16 protein-coding genes and 1 riboswitch are annotated in these 25,541 nt (G+C 65.8%); of the genes, 11 read left to right on the forward strand and 5 right to left on the reverse strand.

Annotated features, from left to right (window positions below; translation table 11 throughout):
- Positions 1-466 precede the first annotated feature (466 nt).
- The 7 genes from MB901379_RS11935 (at position 467) to MB901379_RS11965 (ending at position 10,712) form a co-directional block, all read left to right on the forward strand.
- Positions 467-1,735 carry a PPE family protein gene (locus MB901379_RS11935; RefSeq protein WP_158016887.1) on the forward strand — a complete coding sequence of 423 codons (1,269 nt, stop codon included), beginning with the start codon at positions 467-469 and terminating at the stop codon, positions 1,733-1,735.
- Positions 1,736-1,846: 111 nt separating this feature from the next.
- Positions 1,847-3,070: a PPE family protein gene (locus tag MB901379_RS11940; protein WP_158016888.1), complete on the forward strand. Its 1,224-nt coding sequence runs from the start codon at positions 1,847-1,849 to the stop codon at positions 3,068-3,070.
- A gap of 167 nt (positions 3,071-3,237) precedes the next feature.
- Positions 3,238-3,412, forward strand: a riboswitch (M-box (ykoK) riboswitch).
- A 557-nt stretch (positions 3,413-3,969) separates the two neighbouring features.
- The gene (locus MB901379_RS11945; protein WP_158016889.1) at positions 3,970-5,178 is read left to right on the forward strand and encodes a PPE family protein; all 1,209 of its coding nucleotides are present in this window, start codon (positions 3,970-3,972) and stop codon (positions 5,176-5,178) included.
- 1,224 nt (positions 5,179-6,402) lie between these two features.
- Positions 6,403-7,683, forward strand: a complete 1,281-nt coding sequence (locus MB901379_RS11950) for a PPE family protein (protein WP_158016890.1) — start codon at positions 6,403-6,405, stop codon at positions 7,681-7,683.
- 87 nt (positions 7,684-7,770) lie between these two features.
- On the forward strand, positions 7,771-9,177 hold the full coding sequence (locus MB901379_RS11955; RefSeq protein ID WP_158016891.1) for a PPE family protein: 1,407 nt from the start codon (positions 7,771-7,773) through the stop codon (positions 9,175-9,177).
- A gap of 350 nt (positions 9,178-9,527) precedes the next feature.
- A complete protein-coding gene (locus MB901379_RS11960; RefSeq protein ID WP_158016892.1) occupies positions 9,528-9,845 on the forward strand; it encodes a DUF732 domain-containing protein in 318 nt (105 codons plus the stop codon).
- 138 nt (positions 9,846-9,983) lie between these two features.
- Positions 9,984-10,712: an MgtC/SapB family protein gene (locus tag MB901379_RS11965; RefSeq protein WP_158016893.1), complete on the forward strand. Its 729-nt coding sequence runs from the start codon at positions 9,984-9,986 to the stop codon at positions 10,710-10,712.
- 20 nt (positions 10,713-10,732) lie between these two features.
- Here the strand turns inward: MB901379_RS11965 and MB901379_RS11970 are convergent, their stop codons facing one another.
- Together MB901379_RS11970 and MB901379_RS11975 are read right to left on the reverse strand one after the other, a co-directional pair.
- Positions 10,733-11,932 carry an NAD(P)/FAD-dependent oxidoreductase gene (locus MB901379_RS11970; RefSeq protein WP_158016894.1) on the reverse strand — a complete coding sequence of 400 codons (1,200 nt, stop codon included), beginning with the start codon at positions 11,930-11,932 and terminating at the stop codon, positions 10,733-10,735.
- The gene (locus MB901379_RS11975) at positions 11,929-12,837 is read right to left on the reverse strand and encodes an alpha/beta hydrolase fold domain-containing protein (RefSeq protein ID WP_158016895.1); all 909 of its coding nucleotides are present in this window, start codon (positions 12,835-12,837) and stop codon (positions 11,929-11,931) included. Before MB901379_RS11975 ends, MB901379_RS11970 begins: the two co-directional genes overlap by 4 nt.
- A gap of 66 nt (positions 12,838-12,903) precedes the next feature.
- On the opposite strand from MB901379_RS11975, the gene MB901379_RS11980 reads away from it, so the two are divergent.
- The 4 genes from MB901379_RS11980 to MB901379_RS11995 all read left to right on the forward strand — a co-directional run bounded on the left by MB901379_RS11980 (position 12,904) and on the right by MB901379_RS11995 (position 16,846).
- Positions 12,904-13,887: a sterol desaturase family protein gene (locus MB901379_RS11980; RefSeq protein ID WP_197717794.1), complete on the forward strand. Its 984-nt coding sequence runs from the start codon at positions 12,904-12,906 to the stop codon at positions 13,885-13,887.
- Positions 13,888-14,007: 120 nt separating this feature from the next.
- Positions 14,008-14,676 (forward strand): Rv1815 family serine proteinase, encoded by a 669-nt coding sequence (locus tag MB901379_RS11985; protein WP_158016896.1) that lies wholly within the window; start codon positions 14,008-14,010, stop codon positions 14,674-14,676.
- A gap of 197 nt (positions 14,677-14,873) precedes the next feature.
- Positions 14,874-15,374, forward strand: a complete 501-nt coding sequence (locus MB901379_RS11990) for a VOC family protein (protein WP_158016897.1) — start codon at positions 14,874-14,876, stop codon at positions 15,372-15,374.
- Positions 15,371-16,846 carry an FAD-binding protein gene (locus tag MB901379_RS11995; protein WP_158016898.1) on the forward strand — a complete coding sequence of 492 codons (1,476 nt, stop codon included), beginning with the start codon at positions 15,371-15,373 and terminating at the stop codon, positions 16,844-16,846. The genes MB901379_RS11990 and MB901379_RS11995 overlap by 4 nt, the downstream gene beginning before the upstream one ends.
- A gap of 116 nt (positions 16,847-16,962) precedes the next feature.
- Here MB901379_RS11995 and MB901379_RS12000 read toward each other — a convergent pair whose 3' ends face one another.
- From MB901379_RS12000 to MB901379_RS12010, 3 genes are all read right to left on the reverse strand, one after another.
- Complete coding sequence (locus MB901379_RS12000) at positions 16,963-19,650, reverse strand: PE family protein (RefSeq protein ID WP_158016899.1); 2,688 nt, start codon at positions 19,648-19,650, stop codon at positions 16,963-16,965.
- A 689-nt stretch (positions 19,651-20,339) separates the two neighbouring features.
- Positions 20,340-22,940, reverse strand: a complete 2,601-nt coding sequence (locus MB901379_RS12005; protein ID WP_158016900.1) for a PE family protein — start codon at positions 22,938-22,940, stop codon at positions 20,340-20,342.
- 617 nt (positions 22,941-23,557) lie between these two features.
- A complete protein-coding gene (locus tag MB901379_RS12010) occupies positions 23,558-25,477 on the reverse strand; it encodes an ABC transporter ATP-binding protein/permease (protein WP_158016901.1) in 1,920 nt (639 codons plus the stop codon).
- Positions 25,478-25,541 lie beyond the last annotated feature (64 nt).

Genomic DNA, 25,541 nt, shown 5'->3' on the forward strand with positions numbered 1-25,541 from the left:
CGCAACCACGGTGGCACTCCCGGGGGCGCCGAAGCGTGACGGGAGGTGGGCGGGACTGAACCAATTGACAGTGGTTTTGTGAGGTTGGTGACCGTTTCTAGCCGATCCGGTCATGGCAGTATTTCCGCCGTCTGAATCGACTGGCGCCGAGTGCCCGAACGCACGGGTGCACTGACTGTGCACCTGCCGTCGGCAACATCCCGACACCACCACAGCGGCCGAGCCAGAAGCCGGGTCGGGCTATCCGTAGAGGAGAAAGTCCGATGTTATTTGATAAGAAAAGGCCGCAATCGCCGCCTGATGCGTTAACTAGTTTGGCTACAATACAATTCGCCAAGCATGCCCGATTGTCTCGAGAAGCGCACCCGCTTGCACCGGCTGTTCACGAACTGTGTGCCACCCGCTTTTCCCCCAAAAACGCCGAGCAGGCTGACCATTCGAGCGCGACGGGATAGGGGTGGTTGCAATGGATTTCGGAGCACTCCCGCCAGAAATCAACTCTCTGCGCATGTATTCGGGCCCGGGATCGGAACCGATGGCAGCTGCTGTGACGGCGTGGGACGGGCTGGCCGCAGAGCTACGTGCGACCGCGGCCTCCTACGAAACGGTGATCTCGGTGCTGACCAGTGACGGCTGGCTGGGGCCGGCGTCAGAAGCGATGGAAGCGGCGATATTCCCGTACCTGACGTGGATGACGATCACCGGAATGCAGGCTGAGCAAACTGCCCGCCAGGCAGCGGCAGCGGCCGGTGCATTTGAATCCGCGTTCGCCATGACGGTTCCGCCGGCCGAGGTGGCGGCCAACCGCGCCCTATTGACGGCGCTGGTCGCCACCAATCTGATTGGCCAGAACACGCCTGCGATTGCGGCCACCGAAGCGGCATACGGCGAGATGTGGGCCCAGGATGCGGCGGCGATGTACGGCTATGCCACCAGTTCTGCGACCGCAGCTGCGCTAACACCGTTCACCGAGCCTGCGCAAACGACCAACCCGTCCGGGCAAGCCAGTCAGGCTACGGCGGTCATTCAAGCCGCGGGTACAGCAACGGGCAACCTCGCCCAGACGGAGTTGCCTGCGCTGATGTCCGCGGTGCCGGCGAGCCTGCAAGGTCTCGCGTCGCCGGCGGCGTCGCCAATTGACGCCATTCCTGGGGCCGGCCTGCTAGCCGACATTTTGAATTTCCTGGACGGCAACGACGGAAACCCCTACGGGATATTCCTGAACTCGAATCTGACCAACGGGTTCGTCTCGGCCGGATATGTCAACCCCGCCGTCGTCGGCCCCGCCGTCTGGGCGGCAATGGCCGATATCAACGCGGTGGCCCTGGGTGCAGAAGAAGGCGCCGCGGTACCGCCCATGGGCTCCGGCGAGGGGAACGCCACCTGGCTGCCCCCAGTGTCGCCGGCCAACCCGGAAAGCCTGCCGATTCTGGGCGAAGAAACTGCGGCCAGGTTAGCTGGGGGCGGGGTGTCGGCGGGCACCAACCAAGCGGCATTGGTCGGGCGAATGTCTGTTCCCCAGACGTGGATTGAGGCCACCGCGGTGGCCAACCACGCGGGCGCTGCGGCACCTGGTGGCGGCTGGACCAGCACGGCCGCGGTGCCCGAAGCGGCCGCGGTGGTGCCCGGTATGCCTGGCATGCCAGCGCCCGGCATCTACGGGCATGGCTTTGGCAACGCTCCACGATACGGTTTTCGGCCGACGATCATGGGACGGCCACCGGCCGCCGGATGATGGGGACGGAGATCACGGTGACACTGGCGATCGTTTCCGGTTCGTTCTCGACTATCCAAGCCCGCAACACATCTCGGGCGGATTGACGGGCAGGCAACAGTCTTGCTGGCGATGGATTTCGGGGCGTTGCCGCCGGAAGTCAACTCCCTGCGCATGTATTCGGGCCCAGGCTCGGCGCCAATGCTGGCTGCCATGACGGCCTGGGATGCGGTTGGTGCGGAAATGCATTTGACCGCAACGGCATACGAATCGATCGTCTCTGCGCTGCTCAGCGAGGGCTGGTTGGGGCCAGCGTCGGCGGCTATGGCGGCCTCGGTCGCCCCATACGTGACGTGGCTGCGCATCACAGGCCTGCAAGCCGAGCAGACCGCCAGTCAGGCCGCCGATGCAGCAGCGGCGTTCGAGGTCGCGTTCACCATGACGGTGCCACCGGGTGTGGTTGCCGCGAACCGAGCCCGATTGGTGGCGCTTGTGGCCACCAATTTTCTGGGCATCAACACACCCGCGATCGCGGCTACCGAGGCGGAATACGCCGAGATGTGGGCTCAGGATGCGACGGCAATGTACGCCTATGCAGCCGCCGCTGCGGAAGCGGCAACGCTGGCGTCGTTTGCCGAACCGGCGCAAGTCAGCGAGCCGTCCGGGCTGGCGGGCCAAGCCGCGGCTGTCACCCAAGCCGCCGGTCCTGCGGTAGGTAGTCTCGCGCAAAGCGAACTGCCACAACTCATGTCCGCCGTGCCGGCGAGTCTGCAAGGGTTCGCATCACCAGCGGCGTCGTCACCACTTGACGCCATTCCGGGGTCGGGACTGCTTGCCGACATCCTGAATTTCTTGGACGGCAACGATGGGAACCCCTACGGGATCTTCTTCAATTCGTCGTTGACAAACGGCTTTGTCTCAGCCGGGTATGTGGCTCCAGGACTGGTGCTCCCCGCGGCCACCGCCGCAATTGCCGACGTCAACGCACTGACTCTCGACGCCGCCCCGGGGGTCGCAGTTCCGCTCATGGGCTCCGACTCCGGCGACGCGGTGTGGACCAGGCTGACGATCCCACAGTCGGGCGTGGGCAAAGTTGCGGCCGGTGCAAACCAGGCCACGCTGGTTGGCCGACTGTCCGTTCCGCCCAGTTGGGCCGCGGCTAGCGAGGTAGCGGATCATGTCGCCACCACGCTGCCGGGCGATGCGTCGCTTGGCGCCGCTGCGCCGGAGGTCGGTGCCGCGACCCACGGCGTGCCGGGCGCGCCGGGCGCAGGACTTTACGCCCGTAACTTCGGCACCGGCCCCCGATACGGCTTCCGCCTGACGATCATGCCGCGCCCACCGGCGGGTGGTTAGCTGTGACCGACCAGCCGGCCAATGTTGGACTGGCAGCCCGGGTTTGCCCGTTAATCTGCGGTGCGGGCGGCCGATTAGACGATCACCACAACATGCCCGCGATGGGATGCCCCATACCGGGTGAGTTGGGTTGACTCACAACGCTACGGGTGCCACGATGACCCATGCATGCACCTCGCTAGGTGAGGCGTCTGCACGGATATAGGCCACTGACCTCGAACGTCGAAAGACGCCCCGGGTCAGGACAGCTCTTCCCGGCTTAAGGGTTGAGCCCAAGTGGCTTCCGGCTCCGATAGCCGGATACGCCGTGTGGTGCCAAAGCTCTGACGAGAGGGGTGCCGCGCCTGGCCGTTCTGTTGGGCGTTACTCCTGCGTGTGTCGCGTCCTGGCATCCCCGCGTGCCCCGGCCCTGAGGAGGTGAGAGCGAATTGAGTCCCGGCGATAGTTCGTATGCGAGATCGATGAGCAGTTCGTTCCGATCCGACACTCCCAGCGCTGTTTTCGGAATCTGACACCACACCGGCGATTTTCTACCACGTCTCCGCCACTCGCGGGCGTGTAGGTACCGCACGTGCCAAAACAGCGACATCAGTGGCGGTCGAGTCCTACGTCAGGAGAATTCCCATGCCATTTGCGATCACGGATCCAGAAACAATCGGTAGGCCTGCGACTCGCTTGCGTTGGACCTCGACGTTGGTGGCCACGCCCGACAAAGCCAACGAAGTAGCTAACGAGGTATCAGCCTCGACAGCAACACAATTCAGGGCTCAACGCGGTGTGCACCCCGGCGAAGACGGCTTGGAACTCGGTTGTGGCGACATCAGGTGCGAAGACGGTTTCGCACCTGCGGTCACCGAGGCCGCCGGCGCTAGCTCAGCCAGCTAGAGAAAGAGACAACCATGACCGCCGCTATGGATTTCGCATCGATGCCGCCCGAAATCAATTCGGCGCGTATGTATTCGGGACCTGGCTCAGACCCCATGCTGGCAGCCGCATCAGCCTGGAAAGGGTTGGCTGCCGAATTACGTGTCACCGCAATGTCATATGGTTCGGTGCTCGCAGCGTTGACGGGCGAAGAATGGTACGGCCCCGCATCAGCATCCATGGCAGCTGCGGCCACACCTTACGTGGCCTGGATGAGCACCACGGCGGTGCAGGCCGAGCAGACAGGCGTACAAGCAGAGGCCGCCGCGGCGGCCTACGAAGTCGCCTTCGCCGCGACGGTGCCCCCGGCAGCAATCGCGGCCAATCGCGCTCAACTGCTGACACTGATCGCGACCAACGTCCTGGGGCAAAACTCGCCGGCGATCGCAGCTACCGAGGCGCTGTACGCCGAAATGTGGGCCCAAGATGCGATGGCCATGTATGCCTACGCCGGCTCCTGCGCGGTCGCCACCCGGTTGAGCGAGTTTGTCCAGCCGATGCAGGCCAACAATCCTTCCCGGCTGGTTGCGCAAGCAGCAGCGGTCACCCAAGCCAGCGGTCAGGCGGCCGGTACTCAACAATCGACGCTGGCTCAGTTGATTTCGGCGGTGCCCAGCATATTGGCGGGACTCGCGTCGTCGAACTCGTCCTCTTCGGGACCAGTGGGGCTGCTCAGCAGCCTGCTGGCGGGGGACGGAACTTCCTGGCTGGAAAAGTTGTGGGAGGAATTTGGGCCCAACGCCAACATCTGGAACACCCTTGCTTCAACTGGGTTTCTGCTGCCGAGCAACATGGTCACTCCATTCCTCGGCATGTTGGGCGGCGCGGCGGTCGCGGATGCGGCTGACGATGCGGTAGTCGCCGGCACCGGTGGGCTGGGCGGCGCGCTCACGCATCCGCTTGCGTCCACGGGCGGAATGGGGGGTGGTCTGGCCGCGGCAGCGGGAAACGCGGCCGCAGTCGGCAAGCTGTCGGTGCCACCCAGCTGGATCGCGGGCGCGCCGTTGCCCAACCCCCTGGGCTCAGCGTTGGGCGGCACACCGATGGTCGCACCACCGCCGGCCGGCGCCGCCGGATTGCCGGGAGTGCCGTTCGCCAGTATGACCGGGCAACCCTTTGGACGTGCCGTGCCCCAGTACGGCTTTCGTCCCAGCTTCGTCGCACGACCACCCGCGGCGGGATAGCACCGGGACGCCGCCGGCAGTGCCGTGTTCTGCCAACTGCGCCGCTGCGGACCGGTGTGCGAAAGGTTTGCTTGCAGGCACTCCACCAGTCGATCCGCCTTACCGGCACGTCGCTCCGATACCGCTGCCTAGCTGGTTTCCAGCAAGCTTTCAGGAATCAGTAAGTCGAGTAACAGCGATTTCTGCGTACGTTTGCCGGACGCCATGAGTAACCTTCCCCTTAACGTAAGGAGAACGGCCCGTGTCGCCCAGCTTTGCGCCCCTCCACGGAAGTGCCCACCAGGCGGCCGTGTGGGCCGGGACCGAGGCATCGCAGGTTGTTCGCCGCGCAGAAGTTTCCTGGGGTGGGAGGTGTCCGTGACGTATCAGAAGTTAGACATCCAAGCGAGGTCCGGCCGGCTGCTGAGTGACCCACGGAACGGCGATCCGCACAGCAACACGGCCGGCATCCACCGCGTCGTTGGCGTCACCTGAAATTCGGCCATGTCCGACCGCACCGGCGTTGCTGTGTTTGGGGCCCGCCCACCGGATCCGGTTACCCATGTTGGCCACGTTTAGCGATCAGGCTTTCGCCGTCAAGGAGAAATCCAGGAGGGCATGCACAGCGTTATCCTACGGCAAATATCGCACATTAGTCCAATAGCGGAAGCGGGGTGTGGTCAGCGGTTAATGCGCCCGGATATAAGCGGAATATCGCGGATAGTTTTGAATATAATTCACGTTGGCAATAGCGCACCGATCAATAGTTGATTGCGGGGTCAGCACACCTTTGCTGCATCGTGTTCGAGAGGGAAAATCCGCTTTAACGGTTGCCGAATTAATGTCCGCTGACAAATCTCCATAGTAGTTTGCCTAGGCGAGACAACATGCCCTACGACTAGGTCTGTTACCTGGAAAGGAGATTGCTATGCTCGGGTCTCACAGAGGCCATCGGGTCGGTGAGATTTAGTGTTAACGTTGCGATTACGTGGCGGGAACGCAACGCAAATATCTGTTGCGCAAGATGGCGAGTGTATTCGGGTTAGGGCACCCAAATCGGGGGTAATCAATGACCTTGCGGAAGTTCCAGACGGGGGGAGCGTGGATCGATTGCCGTCAAACGCGGTGAATCAATCGCAGAGCAGTTGATGGGGTGTTTCATGAGTTCGGTAAGACTGGGGCTGGCTTACGTGCGGGACTGCCGGGGCGTGATTACCCTGGCGGTCAGCTAAACCGGAGGTGGCAATGATTGATTTTGGGGCGCTTCCGCCGGAGATCAACTCGGGGCGGATGTATGTGGGTCCAGGTGCGGCGCCGATGCTGGCCGCGGCCGCGGCCTGGGACGAACTGGCTGCGGAGTTGCAGTCCATGGCGGCTTCATATGGTTCCACGATCGCGGGCTTGACCGTAGCGCCGTGGACAGGCGCGTCTTCGATCACCATGGCGGCAGCGGCCGCACCATACGTGACCTGGATGAATACCACAGGTGCTCAGGCCGAGCAGGTTGCCACGCAGGCGAAACTCGCCGCCGGCGCGTACGAGACGGCGTTTGCGGCCACGGTGCCGCCACCCGTCATCGCGGCCAACCGCGCGTTGCTCATGACGCTGATCGCCACCAACATCTTCGGGCAGAACACCCCCGCCATCGCGGCCACCGAAGCTCACTACCTGGAAATGTGGGCCCAAGACGCCGCGGCGATGTATGCGTACGCCGGGTCGTCGGCCACCGCCTCAGCGTTGACACCCTTTACCGAGCCACCGCAAACCACGAATCCGGCAGCGGGCGCCGCTCAGTCGGCCGCGGTGGCTCAGGCCAGCGGCACCGCCGCCAGCTCGGACATCACCTCGCAGCTGGCCGGGCTGATCACCTCGGTACCCAATGCGCTACAAAGCCTGGCAACCACCAGCGCGGTGCCGAGCGCGGCATCGATCCTGCCGGAGGTTTCCCTGCCACCGTGGCTGGCGACCGACCTGGCGAACTGGAACACCATCATGGCCACCTTGACCGGGCCGTTCTCGCTGCAGGGGATCAGTTCGATACCGGGTGGCCCGTTCCTGTCGTTCGGGCAGGTCTATGCCTACGCGCAAAATGCGCAGGGCCTGGACGCCTTCTTCACCCCAAAGGCCATTACCGGGGCGTTGGCGCCGTTGGCCCCGGAGCTGAGTCCGGGCGGCGTCGGCCTGACGTCGGCGTCGGCGCCGGGATCGGTATCGGGGGCGATGGGGCGTGCGGCCCTCGTCGGAAGCATGTCCGTACCGCAAGGCTGGACCCAGGCCGCTCCCGCGATGAGGTTGGTCTCCTCGATTACGCCTGCCAGCCTGGCAGCCGCACCAGCAGCCGCGGTACCGGGCGAAGCGGGTGTCTTTGGCCAAATGGCACTGTCCGGCCTCGCCGGACGTGCCCTGGGCGCCAGTACCTTCGGTTCGTCGAGCGGCGGTGCGGCCGCGAGCTCACTGGGCGGTGTTGTCGCCGAGGCCGACCCCGCCGCGGCCACGATCATCGTGATCCCGGCCCTGGACGAGTAAGGCGGTGCCCGCCATGAATCACCAGCACACAGACACCCGTCCGGCGCGGGCGACACCGGCGCAGAAGACCAGGTAAGGGGTACCGACATGTTCTACGCAGCGTTTCCGCCGGAGATCAACTCGGGCCGGATGTACACCGGTGCCGGATCGGGACCGATGCTGGCCGCCGCGGCGGCCTGGGACGCGGTAGCCGCCGAATTGCAGGCGACGGCCGCCTCGTATTCGTCGGTGATCGAAGGCCTGGCGAGCGGGCCGTGGATCGGTCCTTCCTCGCTGGCGATGGCCGCTGCGGCGGCGCCATATGCGACGTGGATGAGCGCCACCGCAGCCCAAGCCGCCGAGGCGGCGGCACAAGCCACCGCGGCGGCAACCGCCTACGAGGCCGCCTTTGCCGCCCATGTGCCACCCGTCGAGATCGCGGCCAACCGCGCGCAATTGGCAATGCTGGTGGCCACCAATCTGTTTGGTCAAAATACCGCGGCGATCGCCGCAACCGAGGCGCAGTACGGCGAGATGTGGGCACAAGACGCCACCGCGATGGACAGCTACGCCAGCTCGTCGGCGGCCGCCAGCGAGGTGACACCGTTTGCGGAGCCACCGCAAGTCGTCAACGCGACCGGCGTGGCCAGTCAAGCCGTGACGGTGGGCCAGGCCGCCGCCAGTTCGCCGGCCGCTACCGTGCAAGATCTGCTGGCAAGTGGCCCCATCTCCTGGTTACTGCAGTTGGGGGCCGACCTCAGCACCGGCTATACGGCCGCCGTCACAGCGCTGCTGAACGGTCTGTTTGGGCCAACCGGGGCGGCGACCTATGTGAGCTTGTATAACGCCATCAAAACCCCGCTGGGCTTTACCACTGGTTTCAACGACATCGGGCTGCTGATCAACTTCCCGGCCTCCCAATTCCTCAAGTTTGCTCCGCACCCGGGGCTGGGCCCGCTCCCGAAGGACGCGCTGGGGGGTGGGCTGGGGCTCGGTCCGCACTGGGGCCAGGGCACACTTTTCAATGCGATATCGCCGGACGGGCCGACGGTCCACTGGGGACGAGGCACCCTGGTCGGGAAATTGACGGTTCCGCCGAGCTGGGCCGCCGCCACGCCCACCATCCGGACCGTAGCTGCTGCCCTGTCCGCCGCCGGGCCGGAAGCTGTCCCCGCGGCAGCGCTCGGCGAAGGGAGCTTGCTGAGTTCGATGGCGGTCGCGGGCATGCTCGGCAGTGCCTTCGGCGCGGCGGCGCCGGACGCATATAAGCGCGCCGGCGTCCGCGGGCGTCTTGCCCCGCTCAAAGACCTCAAGGACGCCACGTCACCGGAAAAACTGAAGCGTCTGGTCGCACAGATATCGGAGAAACCCGAGAGCGTTCAGCACCACAGCGTGGATCAGGAGGGCCTGGACAGCCTGCTGGAACAACTGGCAAAGAAACCCGGCATCCATGCCGTGCACTTGTCCAAAGGTGACAAAGCCAAAGTCGTACCTTCGGATGCGCAGCGCGGCTAGCGCCCCGGCGCAACTCAGCAGAACAACGAGTGGTGGATCGATATGTCTGACATGTCCGATTTGGCAACCAACTTCGTCTCGGTAACCCCCACGGTGGCGACGTTGAGATCGGCGACGTCCGTCGGAATGCGCGCTGGTCTTCGCCGCGGCTCGTCACTAGTTCCGATGCTGGACAACGTATTCAGGCCATCAAACGGAATGGCGCCGGGTATCGCCGACGAGTGGCTCCGCGCCGTCACGGCACCCGTCGACAACGGTCACCGGTTCGGGCGGCAACACCTTCGGAGAGCCGGCTTCGGCCACCATGCGACAGCTGGCAAAGTTGCCGCGGAAGGGGAGAATGGTTAGCTATGAAAGCGGTATTAGCGCTACTGGGGGCGTGTGCCATGATCGGCTTGGCCGCGCCCGCGTATGCCCACCCGGACGAGAACGGTGACGACGCCGGCTTCCTGTCCGCTCTGCAACAAGCCGGCATCACCTATTCAGACCCGGGTCAAGCCATCGGATCCGCCAAAGCGGTGTGCTGGTGCCTGGATGGTGGCGAATCCGGCCTAGAGCTAGTGCATGACGTAAAGACCCACAATCCTGGCTTCAACATGGAGGCCGCGTCCCAGTTCGCCATGCTCGCGGCGAAGTTTTATTGTCCTCACCACCTCAACCAGGCCTGATTCACTACCACAAAGCCAGGCGCGATTCCCCCGTCCCGGGAGGCGCCGCAATACAACCGGTTCGCCTGTCACCTGCCGTTAACCCGCGTGTGGTTAGCTGCGGTCGCCGTCTAGCCGGTCGGAAAGGGGGGCGGTGCAGTGCAGAACCTGAGCATCGCCGACTTCGCGCTCCGGCTCGCAGTGGGGATGGGCTGCGGCGCCCTCATCGGCCTGGAACGGCAATGGCGGGCCCGCATGGCCGGGCTCCGCACCAATGCGCTGGTGGCCACCGGAGCGACCCTGTTTGTGCTCTACGCCGCGGCCACCGAAGACAGCAGCCCGACTCGGGTTGCCTCCTATGTCGTTTCGGGAATCGGGTTTCTCGGCGGTGGAGTGATTCTGCGCGAAGGATTCAATGTCCGCGGCCTCAATACTGCCGCCACGCTGTGGTGCTCTGCTGCGGTCGGCGTACTGGCCGCCTCCGGACATCTGGTGTTCGCCCTGATCGCCACCGGCACCGTCGTCGCCATCCATGTGCTCGGGCGTCCGTTGGGCCGACTGATCGATCACGATGGCGCGGTCGAGGAAGACGAGGGCCTAGAACCCTACCGGGTACAAATCCTCTGCCGGCCCAAGTCGGCGAAGTATGCACGCGCCCAAATCGTGCAACACACCGCGCGCAACGACATTATCCTGCGTGGTATTCACACCGGACAGGCCAGCGACGACAACATCACGTTGACCGCCCACGTCCTGATGAACGGCCATACCCCGGCCAAACTGGAACGCTTGGTGGCCGAGTTATCTTTGCAACCCGGCATTTACGCGGTGCATTGGTACACCGGCGATCAGGCCGATCCGTTGTTGCCGGCTTCGCAGTCCGATTGACTGCGGTCCAATCGAGGTGTCTAGGGACGAGACTGCAGGTCCGGCGCGGCGGCCGCCAACAAGTCGCCGCGGCTACGAGTCAGCGGTGGGTAGATGCGTCGTGTGTTAATGGTTTGCTTGGTGGCCTTGGCCTGTGCGCCACACGACACCACCACCCGATCCCATCCCTCGGTGTACACCGCGCCCGCCGGACCAAGATCGAGAACTGTTACATACCAAGGGATCCGAAGAGCAAGCATCGGTTCATCGAACAGATCGCTGATGACGTTGTACCCGGCATAGCGGCCCATTGGCCGCCCGTGCTGGCAGGACATCACCGACATGTGCTGGTCATCCATCCGCGCCGCAGCCACGTCGCCGGCAGCGAATATGGCGGGCACTCCAGTCGCCCGCAGGTAGTCGTCGACCTCGATCCGGCCCAGTCGATCGCGGCGTACCGCCAATTGTTGTGTGAGCGAGCTGGCCCGCATTCCAGCGCACCACACCACGGTTCCCGCCTCGAGCCGCTCACCCGATGACAGCAACACCCCGGCCGCACTGACCGCGGCTACGCTGACCCCGGTGCGGGTCTGAACACCGTTGTCGGACAAGGCTTGTTCGATCACCGGCCGCGCTGCGGCACCCATATCGGAACCGACCCACCGATTGTGGTCAACCAGCACCACTCGGGGCGTGCCGGCCCGCCCGGCGAACAATGCTTCGAGCCTACTCGGCAGCTCGCATGCGGTCTCGATTCCGGTCAGCCCGGCACCGACCACCGCGACGGTGGCCGCTGCGATGGTCGGCGGACCAGTGGCCAGGCTTTGCAGATGGTGTTGCAGTCGGAGCGCGGCGTCGTAGCTATCGACATCGAATCCGAATTCGGCCAATCCTGGTAGGTCTGGCTTGATCAGCCGACTGCCCGATGCGAGCACCAACCGGTCATAGCCATATGTTCGGCCGCATGACGTGGTGACAGTTTTTGCGTCGGAGTCGATTCCCACAACCTCTGCGGTGATGTGCCCGACACCGACGGGGTCCAGCACGTCGGCCAGGGGGATGCGGCACTCGGTCAGGTCGGCCTCGTAGTTGCGAACCCTGATGTCATGAAACGGTTTGGCGCTCAACACCGTGATGGCGACCGTCCCCGGCGGGACGGCGAGCTCTTCGAGTCGTCGGGCGGCGCCGAGTGCGGCCCACAGCCCCGCGAAACCGGAGCCAATCACCAGGACCCGGATCAACCTGTCAGCACCCGACGCATCTCGGCCAACGCCGCCGCCGCCTGACGGCCGGGCAGGAGCATCCACGCGTGTAAACCCCCCTCGAGTTCGTACCATCCGACGTCCAGGCCTTCTGCTTGTGCCCGCCTGCGGAACGCGCGGGCATCGGGATTGAGCACATCGTGGGTGCCGGTGAAAACCGTCAGGCGGGGCAACCCGACCAGCGGTCCCATGCTCGGACTTACCAGGGTTGTGTCCAACGGATCACCGCCGGCATAACGGATGCCCGCCGCCCGCAGATCGTCGGGGTTGAGAAAGGGGTCGACTTTGGCGACCGCCGGTACGGCGGGATCCGGTAGCGCCGCGTGCATCCAGGGCGAGAGCAGCAACGCGTCGGTGGGCGGCGGAAGCCCCGCGTCGCGCACCGCATGGCACAGTGCAAATGCCATCCCCCCACCCGCCGAATCGCCCATGAACGCAATCGAACTGGGGTCTCGGGTCTGCAGGACCCGCCGATATACCTGAAGCAGGAAAGGGAATACCTCGCGGTAGCTATGCTCGGGAGCGATGGGGTAGATCGGCACCGTCATGGTTCGCGCCAAGGTGTTCGCCAGCCTGGCAATTGCCGGCCAGTGGAAATAGGGGAGCAGGTCCAACACGTACGCGCCGCCGTGCAGATACAACAAGTGTCCGGTCGGTTGGCGATCGCCCAGCCGCGGGCTGATCTCGTAGACCGGGCGGCCGTCAAGGTCTGCCCGGGTGACGGCGATCTTCTTCAGCACCCGCCTGGGAGGCCGACCGCTGTACGGTGGCCGCGGATGCCGGGCCCAGCGATCCAGCTTCGCCGGCGGGAACAGCCTCTTGCGGACGCCCGTGGCACGGAGCAGCCGCTGGGTGAATGTTGGTTTTCGAGTCGAGCGGTCCATCAGGTCCTAGCGTGTACGGTGTCGGGACGGTAGGCCAGCACGCGGGTTATCAGTAGGCTGTCTAAGGTGAGCGCCGTCACAGGCTTCTTGGCCGCGTTGCCTGCGGAAATGCGGGATCCGGTGCTGTTCGCCATTCCATTTTTTCTGTTTTTGCTGGTTCTCGAATGGACCGCCGCTCGCAAACTGGAGACGACCGAGGCAGCTGCAACAACTACGGCGAAGACACCGACCACACAGATCGCCCGCAGGTCGCGGCCGGCGACCGGCGCATACCACAGGCGCGATTCGGTGGCCAGCATCTCGATGGGCCTGGTGTCCCTGGCCACCACCGCTGGGTGGAAGCCCCTGGCTCTGCTGGGCTACGCGGCCCTCTACGCCTTTGTCGCCCCGTGGCACCTGTCGCCGAACCGCTGGTACACGTGGGTGATTGCGATCGTGGGAGTCGACCTGCTCTATTACACCTACCACCGGATGGCCCACCGTGTCCGGCTGATCTGGGCAACTCACCAAGCTCACCACTCCAGCGAATACTTCAACTTCGCCACCGCGTTGCGCCAGAAGTGGAACAACAGCGGCGAGGTGCTCATGTGGGTGCCATTGCCGCTCATCGGGTTGCCGCCCTGGATGGTGTTCTTTGGTTTCTCGGTGAGCCTCATCTACCAGTTCTGGGTACACACCGAGCGGATCACCAAGCTGCCGCGATGGTTCGAGTTCATTTTCAACACTCCGTCGCATCATCGGGTGCACCACGGGATGGACCAAATGTACTTGGACAGGAACTACGGGGGCATCCTGATCATTTGGGATCGGCTATTTCGCAGTTTCCAGGCGGAGATCACGCGTCCGCATTACGGGCTGACCAAGCCGGTCGACACGTTCAACATCTGGCAGCTGCAGACCCGTGAATACGTGGCGATTGCGCGCGACTGGCGGTCGGCCACGCGCCTGCGTGACCGGCTCGGTTACGTCTTCGGACCGCCGGGTTGGCAACCGCACCCGTCCACGACCGCGCCCCCTCATGATGCCGTCCCGGTGGCCGCGTCCCGCTAGCGGCGCGCTGGGCCATGTAACGGCGGCGGCGCCCACGACGAAAAGCCATGCGTCAGGGTGGGAAACGCCGTAACCTCAAGCTGCGGTCGGCTGTTGAGCTGGCCACGAAGGATGGAGTCCATGGTGGGCCGCCTGCCACTGCGCGCGATTGTCACATCGGCGACCGTCGCCGCCCTAGCCTGCGTGTGGGCACCTACCGCCCGCGCCGAGCCGCCACTGGTTTTCCCGGGCATGGAAATCCACCAAGACATCCACGTCTGCACCCTGGCGTATGTCGACCCCGCGATGCACATGGCTTTCTCGGCGGGCCACTGTCGAGGCCAGGGAGCAGTCACCGACCGCGCGAACAATGTCATCGGCCATCTTCAATCGTTTCGCGACAACACACCCAACGGTTCCACCGTGGCGACCGACCAATCCATCGATGACTACGAGGCCATTGCGCTGGTCGACGATGTCAGATTGAGCAACATTTTGCCGGGTGGCCGAGCGCTGACGTCATCGCCCGGCTTGGCGCTTGCGCCGGGTCAGCCGGTCTGCCACTTCGGTATCAGCACGGGTGAGACCTGCGGGACCGTCGAGAGCGTCAACAACGGGTGGTTCACCATGACCGGGGGGGTGACCAGCCAGCGGGGCGATTCGGGCGGACCGGTGTATCTGGCCGGTGGCGGTCCCGGACAACTTGTCGGCATCTTCAACAGTGTGTGGGGGGATTTCCCGGCCGCGGTGTCCTGGCGCACCACCCTCGATCAGATCCACCAAGATCTCGGAGCGCCCTTCCTCGGTTAGACACCGGGGTGGTCCAACCCAATCGATTTGGGGTCCGAACGGGTTCGGCCGGGGCGCACGGATCGTCGTCGGGTTGCGCGCTTGCTGGAGAACTAGAACGTGTTCACTCGGCCTCGCGGGGCCGACAGCTGGCCATGACGGCAAAGGTTACTCCTGACCCTTTCTGCGTTCAGAAGGCTGAGTTATCCTGCGAGACGATGAACTTTTCCGCTCAGGCGCCAACACAGATCGCATGGGTTACCCAGGATCTGGATGCCACCGAAACGGCTCTCACCGGCTTGTTAGGCGTTCGGAAGTGGGTACGGATACCCGATGTGCACTTTGCGGCGGATACCTGCAGCTATCGCGGCAAGCCGGCCGATTTCATCGCGAGCATCTCACTGAGCTATCTCGGTGACATGCAGTTGGAGCTGATCTCACCGGTCCGCGGAGAGAATATCTATAGTGATTATTTGCGGGCCTCCGGTCCGGGCTTGCACCACGTCTGTATGGAAGCCGAAACCCCAGAGCGGTTCGAGACCGCCGTAGCTGCGGCAGCACAGCACGGCGCCACGGTGGTGCAGCGCGGGGTGATGCCCGGTGGCATCCAGTTCGCCTATGTGGCGGCGCCACACGCGGGGGTTCCCTTTGTGGAGATCGCGTACTTCTCCCCAGAGATCAAGGCGTTTTACGACTACATCAAACAGGAGCAACGGTGAACACCGACATCCCAGCGACCGTCGACGCGAGCACGGTCACCTCCTGGTCGGACGACGTCGACGTGGTGGTGATCGGATTCGGTATTGCCGGCGGCTGCGCGGCGGTAAGCGCGGCCCAGCAAAGAGGGGCCGGAGCGCGGGTGCTGGTGCTCGAACGTGCCGCCACGGCGGGCGGTACCACATCGTTGGCCGGGGGGCATTTCTATCTGGGCGGCGGGACCGCCGTGCAACAGGCCACCGGCCATCCCGACTCACCCGACGAGATGTACAAGTATCTGGTCGCGGTGTCGCGTCGGCCCGATCACGCCAAGATTCGCGCCTACTGCGACGCCAGTGTCGAACACTTCAACTGGCTCGAAGACCTCGGCTTTCAATTCGAGCGAAGCTACTTCCCGGGCAAGGCGGTGATTCAGCCGAACACCGAAGGACTCATGTACACCGGCAACGAGAAGGTCTGGCCGTTCCTCGAAAAGGCCGTCCCCGCACCGCGCGGCCACAAGGTGCCGGTTCCCGGTGACACCGGCGGTGCCAGCATGGTGATCGACCTACTGCTCAAGCGGGCCGCTAGCCTCGGGGTGCAAATCCGCTATGAGACGGGTGCGACCGAACTCATTGTCGATCCGTTGGGCACGGTGACCGGCGTGGTGTGGAAGCGGTTCGCCGAAACCGGTGCAATCAAGGCGAAGTCGGTGATCATCGCGGCCGGGGGATTCGTGATGAACCCGGAGATGGTCGCCAAGTACACCCCGAAATTGGCGGAGAAGCCATTCGTACTCGGCAACACCTACGACGACGGTCTTGGCATCCGGATGGGTGTCTCGGCCGGGGGCGCCACCGAGCACATGGATCAGATCTTCATTACTGCTCCGCCATACCCGCCGTCGATCCTGCTCACCGGGATCATCGTCAACAAACTCGGACAACGGTTCGTCGCCGAGGACTCCTACCACTCCAGGACCGCGGGATTCATCATGGACCAGCCCGACAGCGCGGCGTATTTGATCGTCGACGAGGCCCATCTTGAGCACCCGAAAATGCCGCTGGTCCCGTTGATCGACGGCTGGGAGACAGTCGCTGAAATGGAAGCGGCACTTGGCATTCCGCGGGGCAACCTGGCCGCCACTCTGGAGCGTTACAACAGCTATGCCGCCTTTGGCGAGGATCCCGACTTTCACAAGCAGCCCGAATTTTTGGCGCCGCAGGACCACGGGCCGTGGGGCGCCTTCGACATGTCGTTGGGCAAGGCGATGTACGCCGGATTCACCGTCGGCGGGCTGGCCACCTCGGTGAACGGGCAAGTGCGGCGCGCCGACGGCACGGTGGTGCCTGGTTTGTACGCGGTCGGAGCATGCGCCTCCAACATCGCTCAAGACGGCAAGGGCTACGCCAGCGGTACCCAGCTGGGGGAGGGCTCGTTCTTCGGCCGGCTCGCCGGAGCACACGCGGCCGCGGCGTTGGGCACTGACGCCTGAGCCAGCGCGAACCGCTGCACGTGTTCTGACCCTGCCGGCGAGCCGGTGATGAGGTAGGTGCGCCGGCTGGAAATCGGGACGCCCTGTCCCGTCGGTGCGGGCGGGCCGCCGGGAACCTAGGCCTCCGGCGACGGCAGACTTCCGCCGAGCAACACGATTTGCGTCGCCGGCGGGGCGAACCCGCCATCAATCCCGTTCTCGCCAAGCAGCAATCCGCCGGTGCCCCCGGCCCCGGCGCCGCCCGAGGGTGTACCCAAGCCGCCGTTACCACCGTTACCACCGTCGCCAATCAGTACGGCATCGCCGCCCTTGCCACCAGTACCGCCGATGCCGACACTCCCGAGCAGCCTGCCATCCCCGCCGGCTCCGCCGGCGCCTCCGTTGCCGAACAGTTGCGCTCCGGCCCCGCCGGCCCCGCCGTCACCGCCGTCTCCATTCGAGCCTCCACCGGCACCGCCGGCACCACCCGCGCCGAACCAGCCGGCGGCGCCGCCGGCCCCGCCGCTTCCGCCGCCAGTGCCGCCGAAGCCGCCAAATCCGCCGGCGCCGGCATCGGAGAACAGCAACCCAGCGTTGCCACCATGCCCACCAGCGCCTCCGACGCCACCGCTGGAGCCGACGCCGCCGGTGCCTCCCGCGCCGCCGGCCCCACCGGAGCCAAACAACAACCCGGCGTTACCGCCAGCACCCCCGGCACCACCGTTGGCGTTCAGCGCCAGGTTGGCAAGCCCATCGCCGCCGGTCCCGCCGGCCCCGCCGGGGCCACCTAGCAGGCCGGCATTCCCGCCAGTCCCGCCGGCCCCGCCGGCGCCATCACTGCCCCCACTAAACCCGCCCCCACCGCCGTCACCGCCGCCGGACCCAAACAACCCACCCAAGAGCCCGCCGGCCCCGCCGGCCCCACCCTCACCGCCAGTCCCGCCGAGACCGAGGCTGGTGCTTGCACCACCGGTTCCGCCAACTCCACCGGCGCCGAGCAGGCCGCCGGCGCCGCCAGCGCCACCATCGCCGCCGTCGCCAAACGCTGAGAATCCGCCGGCCCCGCCGGCGCCACCGTCCCCGAGGAGCCAGCCGCCCGCCCCGCCGGCACCGCCGACTGCACCGGGCACGCCGGGGCCACCGATGATCGCAGAGAACCCGCCGGCCCCACCGGCTCCACCGGCACCGATCAACCCGGCGTCGCCACCGGCACCACCCGGCAGGCCGGTGCTGGCAGCGGCGGATCCACCAGCCCCACCGTCCCCCAGCAGCCACCCACCCGCCGCTCCGGCGGCCCCGCTACCGGCCGCCGCGGGAGCGCCGTTGCCGATCAGCGGACGCCCGGTCAGTTCCTGAACGGGGGCATTGACCGCAGCCAGAGCTTGTTGTTGAAGCGTGTGCACCGGCGAGGTGCTGACCGGGGCGTTGAAGCCATCGGCACCCAACAGCAACCCGCTGGTCCCTCCGGCGCCGTCACCACCCGCGGTGGGGCCGGCCCCGCCGACACCGCCATTGCCGCCATTGCCAATCAGCACACCGTTGCCCCCGGCTCCGCCGGCGCCACCGTCATCGGACCCCTGTCCGCCGGCACCGCCGGCCCCACCATTACCCAGCAGCTGTCCGCCAACACCGCCCCGCCCGCCGGCACCGCCTTGGTTTACCTCCCCGAAGCCGCCGGCGCCGCCGGCGCCACCGCCGCCCAGCCAGCCGGCGTCCCCGCCGGCCCCGCCGGCACCGCCGTCGATGGACCCGGTTCCGCCCGCCCCGCCAGACCCACCGCTGGACAACATCAGCCCGGCATTGCCGCCATTACCTCCGGCGCCCCCGTCACCGTTGAAGGAGTATCCGCCGCCCCCACCGGCGCCCCCCGCCCCGAACAGCAGGCCAGCGTTGCCGCCAGCGCCGCCGGCCCCGCCCAAGGCGGCGCCCGTACCGCCGGCCCCGCCCGATCCACCTGGGCCGGTGACCAGGCCACCAGACCCGCCGGCGCCACCGTCGCCGCCTCGGGCGCCGAGGCCCCCGGTGCCGCCGTCACCGCCACCGGCACCGAGCAATCCGGCCAGCAGACCGCCGTCTCCTCCAGCCCCACCGGCGCCGCCGACGTTGCCCGACCCGCCAACCCCGCCGATCCCGCCGGCACCGAACAGTCCGCCCGCGCCACCCGCGCCTCCGACACCACCGGAAACAAAGCTCGCCCCGCCGGCACCGCCGACACCACCAGCGCCAAACAGCAGGCCACCGGCCCCGCCAGTGCCACCGGTTCCGCCGGGCCTGCCGTCACCCAATGGCGAGTTGCCGCCGGCGCCACCGGCACCCCCACCACCGATCAACCCGGCCGCCCCACCATTACCACCGGCCTGACCCACAGCCCCCGACCCACCAGCCCCACCATCACCCAACAACCACCCACCCGCAGCCCCATCGGCCCCCGACCCCGGCGCACCGTTAGCACCATTGCCAACCAACGGACGCCCAGTCCACTGCTCAACAGACCCATTAACCGCAGTAACCAAGCCCTGCAACGGATCCTGCAACAACGCCGCATTAGCCGCCTCAGCACCCGAATACGCCCGCGCACCCACCGACAACGCCTGCTCAAACCGCGCATGAAACACCGCCACCTCAGCACCGACCCGCTGATAGGCCTGCGCATGCCCGGAAAACAACGCCGCAATCGCCGCCGACACCTCATCCCCACCAGCAGCCGCAATCCCCACCGTCGCCCCAGCCGCCGCCGCATTCGCCGCATCGATCATCGCCCCAACACCAGCCACATCCGACACCGCCGCCGCCACCATCTCCGGCACCGCCACCACAAACGACATCCCACACTCCTCCCACCAACAAACCCAACAAATACCCACGACCAGACAGGCCAAATACACCTTCGCCCTATTGGGACACCACCGTACGCGCCAATACGCCAATTCGATTCAAATCACAGAATCTTTTAATTCTCAATCGATTGAATTCATATTGACTCCGGGACGGTGCAGACACGGGCGAAATCACCTGGGGCGCAAACGCCGATGCGGGCCTCGGAATCCTCATCGTTCGCACTGCCGCTGACGGCTTGCGGTCGACGCAAGCTACGAAGTAGCTTGTTGGACAGGTTTTTCTACCAAACCGAGGCCACGGCTATCGGTCAGGTCGGCACCGACACGGTACTGGCGGCACAACGCGCGACCCTCACGCCTAGCACCGTCGGATCGGAAAAGTCACAATTCATCGAATTGCAAATATCTACGCGGCGCGCGGTTCGCGATAACTTCAATGACCGCATCGCAGCGGGCCACGATCCGCACCAATTCATCGCTCACAGAATATTCAACCCGCTGCCGTTAAATTCGAATTCAACAAGTAAACCCAAGCCACGCGCTCTCGTTGGGTTCCTGCTGCTCACGTCCCGAGATGGCCGACGGGAGAGATGCGCAACTCATCTCGCGAGTGGCTGGCGATCTCCGCGTCGTAGACCATGACCTCAGCGTTTGGCCCACCGCCGCGCCAAACCCGACTAGGTCAACCCGTCAATCCCGTTGGCCCCCAGCAGAAACCCGGCGTTGCCACCGGTGCCGGGGATTCCGACGGGTGATCCAGCCCCGGCATTGCCACCGTTACCCCCAGTGCCGACCAACACAGCGTTGCCGCCGTCCCCACCGTCGCCTCCTTTGCCGCCGGCTTCGCCAACTCCGCCCTGGCCGCCGGATCCGCCGCCGCCCAGTAGCTGTCCACCGCTACCCCCCGACCCACCGGCGCCGCCGCCGTCGATAAGACCGACTCCGCCGGCGCCGCCACTCCCGCCGTAGCCGAGCATCCCCGCCTTGCCGCCGGGCCCGCCCGCACCCCCACCGTTGGCACCGAGTCCGCCGAACCCTCCTGACCCGCCATCGGAGAGCAGCAGACCGGCCGCGCCGCCCATCCCACCCATGCCACCGTCGCCCTTGAATCCGGTTCCGCCGACCCCACCGACCCCGCCGCTGCCGAGCAGCAAGCCGGCGTCTCCGCCGGCGCCGCCGGCGCCCCCGGCGAACCCGGAGAATTTGTTGACTCCTCCGCTCCCACCGGCACCACCGACGCCGAATAGGCCCGCGGCACCGCCGGTTCCACCATGTCCTCCGTTGCCGGAACCAAATCCACCGGTCCCGCCGTCACCTCCGCCAGCGCCAGCCAACCCGCTCAACAGCCCACCAGATCCGCCGGGCCCGCCGGCCCCACCTGTTGCACCAAAGCCGGCTCCGCCGACGCCGCCGGGCCCACCGGCGCCCAGCAGTCCACCCGCACCGCCGGACCCACCGGCACCGCCCGCGCCGGCCGCGGAAAACCCGCCCGCCCCGCCAACCCCGCCGTCGCCAAGCAGCCATCCGCCGACTCCACCGGACCCGCCGGCCCCGCCATCACCGATGAGCGAGACCCCGCCTGCTCCACCGGTGCCGCCGGTGCCGATCAGCCCGGCGTCCCCGCCTGCCCCACCGGGCAGGGCTGTATCTGCCGCTGCCGATCCGCCGGCCCCGCCGTCACCGAGTAGCCAGCCGCCCGCCGTGCCGTCGACCCCGCTGCCGGCCGCCCCCGGAGTGCCGTTGCCGATCAGCGGGCGTCCAGTGAGTGCCTGGGACGGCGCGTTGATCGCTGCGATCGCCTGTTGTTGCAGGTCATGGAGGGGTGAGTTGCTGGCTGGGGGGTTGAACCCATCCAGGCCCAGCAGTAGGCCACTGGTTCCGCCGGATCCGTCTCCGCCTGGCGTCGGACCGGCGCCGCCAATACCGCCATTGCCGCCATTACCGATTAGCACCCCATTTCCACCGGCACCGCCAACCCCGCTGATTGCGACACTGTCCCCGCCCGACCCGCCGGCACCGCCGTTGCCAATCAGCTGACCACCGGCGCCGCCCGACCCGCCGGCGCCGCCGTGTACGGTCTGGCCGAAGCCGCCAAAGCCACCGATCCCACCGTTGCCCACCCAGCCCGCATTGCCGCCGGCCCCGCCGGCGCCGCCGTCGGTGGCCCCGTAGCCGCCGTTTCCACCGGCACCACCGCTGGAGAACAGTGCCCCGGCGTCGCCACCGGCACCGCCCGCCCCGCCAAGGCCGGCGATGCTGGTTCCACCGGCCCCACCAGCGCCGCCGGCGCCGAACAAGAGACCTGCATCACCGCCGGCACCGCCCCGCCCCGCATTGCCGAGGTCGCCGAACCCGCCCGCACCACCGGACCCACCCCGGCCGCCCACCAGACCCCCAATGCCGCCGGCGCCACCGGCACCACCGTCGGTGTCACCGGCCCCGCCGGCGCCACCAAGCCCGCCGCCGGCACCGACTAGCCCGCCCAACGCCCCACCGGCGCCGCCATCCCCGCCGGCTCCGCCGGCACCACCCAACCCATCGGCGGCAAAACCGCTCCCGCCGGCGCCGCCGTGCCCGCCCGCACCGAACAACCCACCAGCGCCGCCGGCCCCGCCGGCCCCGCCGATCGCGCTGCCGCCAGCGGCAAATTGACCGGCACCGCCGGTCCCACCAGCGCCGCCGTCGCCCCACAACCAACCACCGGCACCGCCGGTCCCACCGGCACCGCCGTCGCCCGATGGCGAGTTGCCGCCGGCGCCACCGGCACCCCCACCACCGATCAACCCGGCCGCCCCACCATTACCACCGGCCTGACCCACAGCCCCCGACCCACCAGCCCCACCATCACCCAACAACCACCCACCCGCAGCCCCATCGGCCCCCGACCCCGGCGCACCGTTAGCACCATTGCCAACCAACGGACGCCCAGTCCACTGCTCAACAGACCCATTAACCGCAGCAACCAAGCCCTGCAACGGATCCTGCAACAACGCCGCATTAGCCGCCTCAGCACCCGAATACGCCCGCGCACCCACCGACAACGCCTGCTCAAACCGCGCATGAAACACCGCCACCTCAGCACCGACCCGCTGATAGGCCTGCGCATGCCCGGAAAACAACGCCGCAATCGCCGCCGACACCTCATCCCCACCAGCAGCCGCAATCCCCACCGTCGCCCCAGCCGCCGCCGCATTCGCCGCATCGATCATCGCCCCAACACCAGCCACATCCGACACCGCCGCCGCCACCATCTCCGGCACCGCCACCACAAACGACATCCCACACTCCTCCCACCAACAAACCCAACAAATACCCACGACCAGACAGGCCAAATACACCTTCGCCCTATTGAGACACCACCGTACGCGCCAATACACCAATTCGATTCAAATCGAGCGCGGAGATAAATTCACTTCCGACTGAATTATCGTAGTGTCGTCGGCGCGCTAATTAGCAGCTATCGAGTCACCCGTTCGGGCGCCCTATGTCGGGGTCTGACATGCTCGGACACGGCGCCGCGACACGACGCACTGCCCCAAAAAACACGGCATACCAAACGCATTGATGAGTGCTGGTGCATTCCCGAGATCCCATTGCGGCGACCGGCCGGTCATCCGCAATTCATGTGAATCGCAAAGGTCCAGGAAGCCCCTCACGTCGATAACCGATTAAACGGGATTCGGCATCAGAGTCGGCAGCAATTCGTAGGGCGGCGAATAATTCCGGTTACGGACACCCGAACTCCAATCGCGATTGGCAGTGTCCGTCACTGGCTATGGCCGATCACCGAGGTTGGTGCGTGCGGCGACGGAACAATGCGCATACACCACAACCGACACCTCATCGGCTCCGGCCGCCAGCACTCCGCCGGTCGGCCAGTGCCCGCGCCGGCCAGCTAGACCTGTGCGGGTTCCTTTTCCACCGGGTGCAGCCGCCACGGGCCGCCGCCAAGCAATTCGAGCTGTTGGTCGTGCAGCCGCTCGAGCGCGGGTCGATGACTGACGCTGACCACAATGCAGTCCGGCAGTTCGCTGCGCAGCAGCTCGTACAGCGCGAACTCTAGGCCGGTATCCAGCGCCGACGTGCTTTCGTCGAGGAAGACCGCTTTGGGTTTGGTCAACAGGATGCGGGCAAAGGCAACCCGCTGTTGCTCACCGGGGGAGAGCACTTTGGCCCAGTCGCGTTCTTCGTCGAGTCGGTCGCACAACGGAGCAAGCGCAACCTTTGTCAGCGTGTCCCGCACGGTCTCGTCCGCAATGTCGTCGGGCGAATTCGGGTAGCACACCACGCCTCGCAGCGTGCCCAACGGCACATAGGGCAACTGCGATAAGAACATCGTGTCGTTGTCGCCATCCGGGCGACTCAAGGTTCCCGTGGCGTACGGCCACAATTCCGCCAGGCTGCGTAACAGCGTGGTCTTACCCGATCCTGAACGCCCGGTGATCACCAACGAGTCACCACGGGCGAGCCGCACATCGAGCGGATCTATCAGCCGGTCGCCGGCGGGGGTACGAACCTCGACATCGGTCAGCTCAACGGACTCGTCGTTACTCGCCCGGGTCAACACCGCCGGTAGCGCGCGGCCCTTTTCATTGGCGTCCACCAGACCGTGCAACCGGATGATCGCGGCCCGGAAAGACGCAAACGCGTCGTAGTTGTTGCGGAAGAACGACAACGAATCGTGGATGTTGCCGAAGGCGGTCGCCGTCTGGCCCACATCGCCGAAATCGATCTGTCCGGTGAACAGTCGAGGCGCCTGGATCACCCACGGCAAGGGAACGATTGTCTGACTCACCGACAAGTTCCAGCCATTGAACGCGATACTGCGCCGAACATAACGACGGTAGTTGAGAATGACCGGCCGGAACAGCCTCGCCAACTGCGCACCCTCCATCCGCTCACCGCGATAGAAGCCCACCGCCTCGGCGGCATCCCGCAACCGCACCAGCGCGTAACGGAAAGCGGCATTGAGCTTTTCGTTGCGGAAGCTGAGCCAAATCAGTGGACGTCCGATGACGAAGGAGATGATGGTCGCCACCAAGACGTAGATCAGCACGGTCCAGAACATGGCGCGCGGGAAGGACACGCCAAAAAGCGTGAGCGTCCCGGACAGGTTCCACAGGATGGCGGTAAACGAAATCACCGAGATGATCGATTGCACGGCCCCAAACAGCAGCGTGCTAGCCGTCCCGTTGGACGGCTGATTCGGGCCGCCACCGGTTCCTGCGGTGAAAATATCGATGTCCTGCTGGATACGCTGGTCGGGGTTGTCGATCGTTTCGTCGATAAACAAATCCCGGTAGTAGGCCTTGCCGGTGAGCCAGTCCTTGGTGAGGTGGTCGGTCAACCACACCCGCCAAGCGATAATAAAGCGCTGTGTCAGATAAATATCGGCCATCACCCGGGCCACGTGTATCACGGCCATAACGCTGAAAACCCCGATGGACATCCAAAATCCGCGAACGCCCGAACGTCTCACCGCGTCATCGCCGGCCGCGGTGCCCTGGAACGCCTTCTGCAAGGCGGTGTACATGTCGTTGCCCTGATAGCTGAACAACACGTTCAGGCGCACGGCTAGCACCACCGAGAACAACAGCACGCCGAGCATCAACCACACCCGAATGCTGTTGGGACCGATGAAGTACTGGGCAGTGATGCGCCAGAATTGCTGGCCCCACGGCGTCAAATATTTGAACAAAACCAGCGCGACGATCAAGCATACGGCACTGATGGCCCAGGCCTTACCGACCCAGAACAGGGAATCCACGATTGCCCTGGACCAGTCGATGGAGGGCGAAAACGGCGTCGGACCCAAGGTCGATACTCCTCACGGTCGAGGTGTTTGGCGTATTGCGCAACAGAAATCCTTCGGCGAAGGT

It is taken from the genome of Mycobacterium basiliense, from assembly GCF_900292015.1.
Classification (GTDB): Bacteria; Actinomycetota; Actinomycetes; order Mycobacteriales; family Mycobacteriaceae; genus Mycobacterium; species Mycobacterium basiliense.

Bases quoted from the DNA above. Each gene is read 5' to 3' on its own strand.
- MB901379_RS12005 (WP_158016900.1), bottom strand. From the start codon at position 22,940: ATGTCGTTTGTGGTGGCGGTGCCGGAGATGGTGGCGGCGGCGGTGTCG.
- MB901379_RS11975 (WP_158016895.1), bottom strand. From the start codon at position 12,837: ATGGACCGCTCGACTCGAAAACCAACATTCACCCAGCGGCTGCTCCGT.
- MB901379_RS11950 (WP_158016890.1), top strand. From the start codon at position 6,403: ATGATTGATTTTGGGGCGCTTCCGCCGGAGATCAACTCGGGGCGGATG.
- MB901379_RS12000 (WP_158016899.1), bottom strand. From the start codon at position 19,650: ATGTCGTTTGTGGTGGCGGTGCCGGAGATGGTGGCGGCGGCGGTGTCG.
- MB901379_RS11955 (WP_158016891.1), top strand. From the start codon at position 7,771: ATGTTCTACGCAGCGTTTCCGCCGGAGATCAACTCGGGCCGGATGTAC.
- MB901379_RS11990 (WP_158016897.1), top strand. From the start codon at position 14,874: ATGAACTTTTCCGCTCAGGCGCCAACACAGATCGCATGGGTTACCCAG.
- MB901379_RS11985 (WP_158016896.1), top strand. From the start codon at position 14,008: ATGGTGGGCCGCCTGCCACTGCGCGCGATTGTCACATCGGCGACCGTC.
- MB901379_RS11935 (WP_158016887.1), top strand. From the start codon at position 467: ATGGATTTCGGAGCACTCCCGCCAGAAATCAACTCTCTGCGCATGTAT.
- MB901379_RS11945 (WP_158016889.1), top strand. From the start codon at position 3,970: ATGACCGCCGCTATGGATTTCGCATCGATGCCGCCCGAAATCAATTCG.
- MB901379_RS11940 (WP_158016888.1), top strand. From the start codon at position 1,847: ATGGATTTCGGGGCGTTGCCGCCGGAAGTCAACTCCCTGCGCATGTAT.
- MB901379_RS11960 (WP_158016892.1), top strand. From the start codon at position 9,528: ATGAAAGCGGTATTAGCGCTACTGGGGGCGTGTGCCATGATCGGCTTG.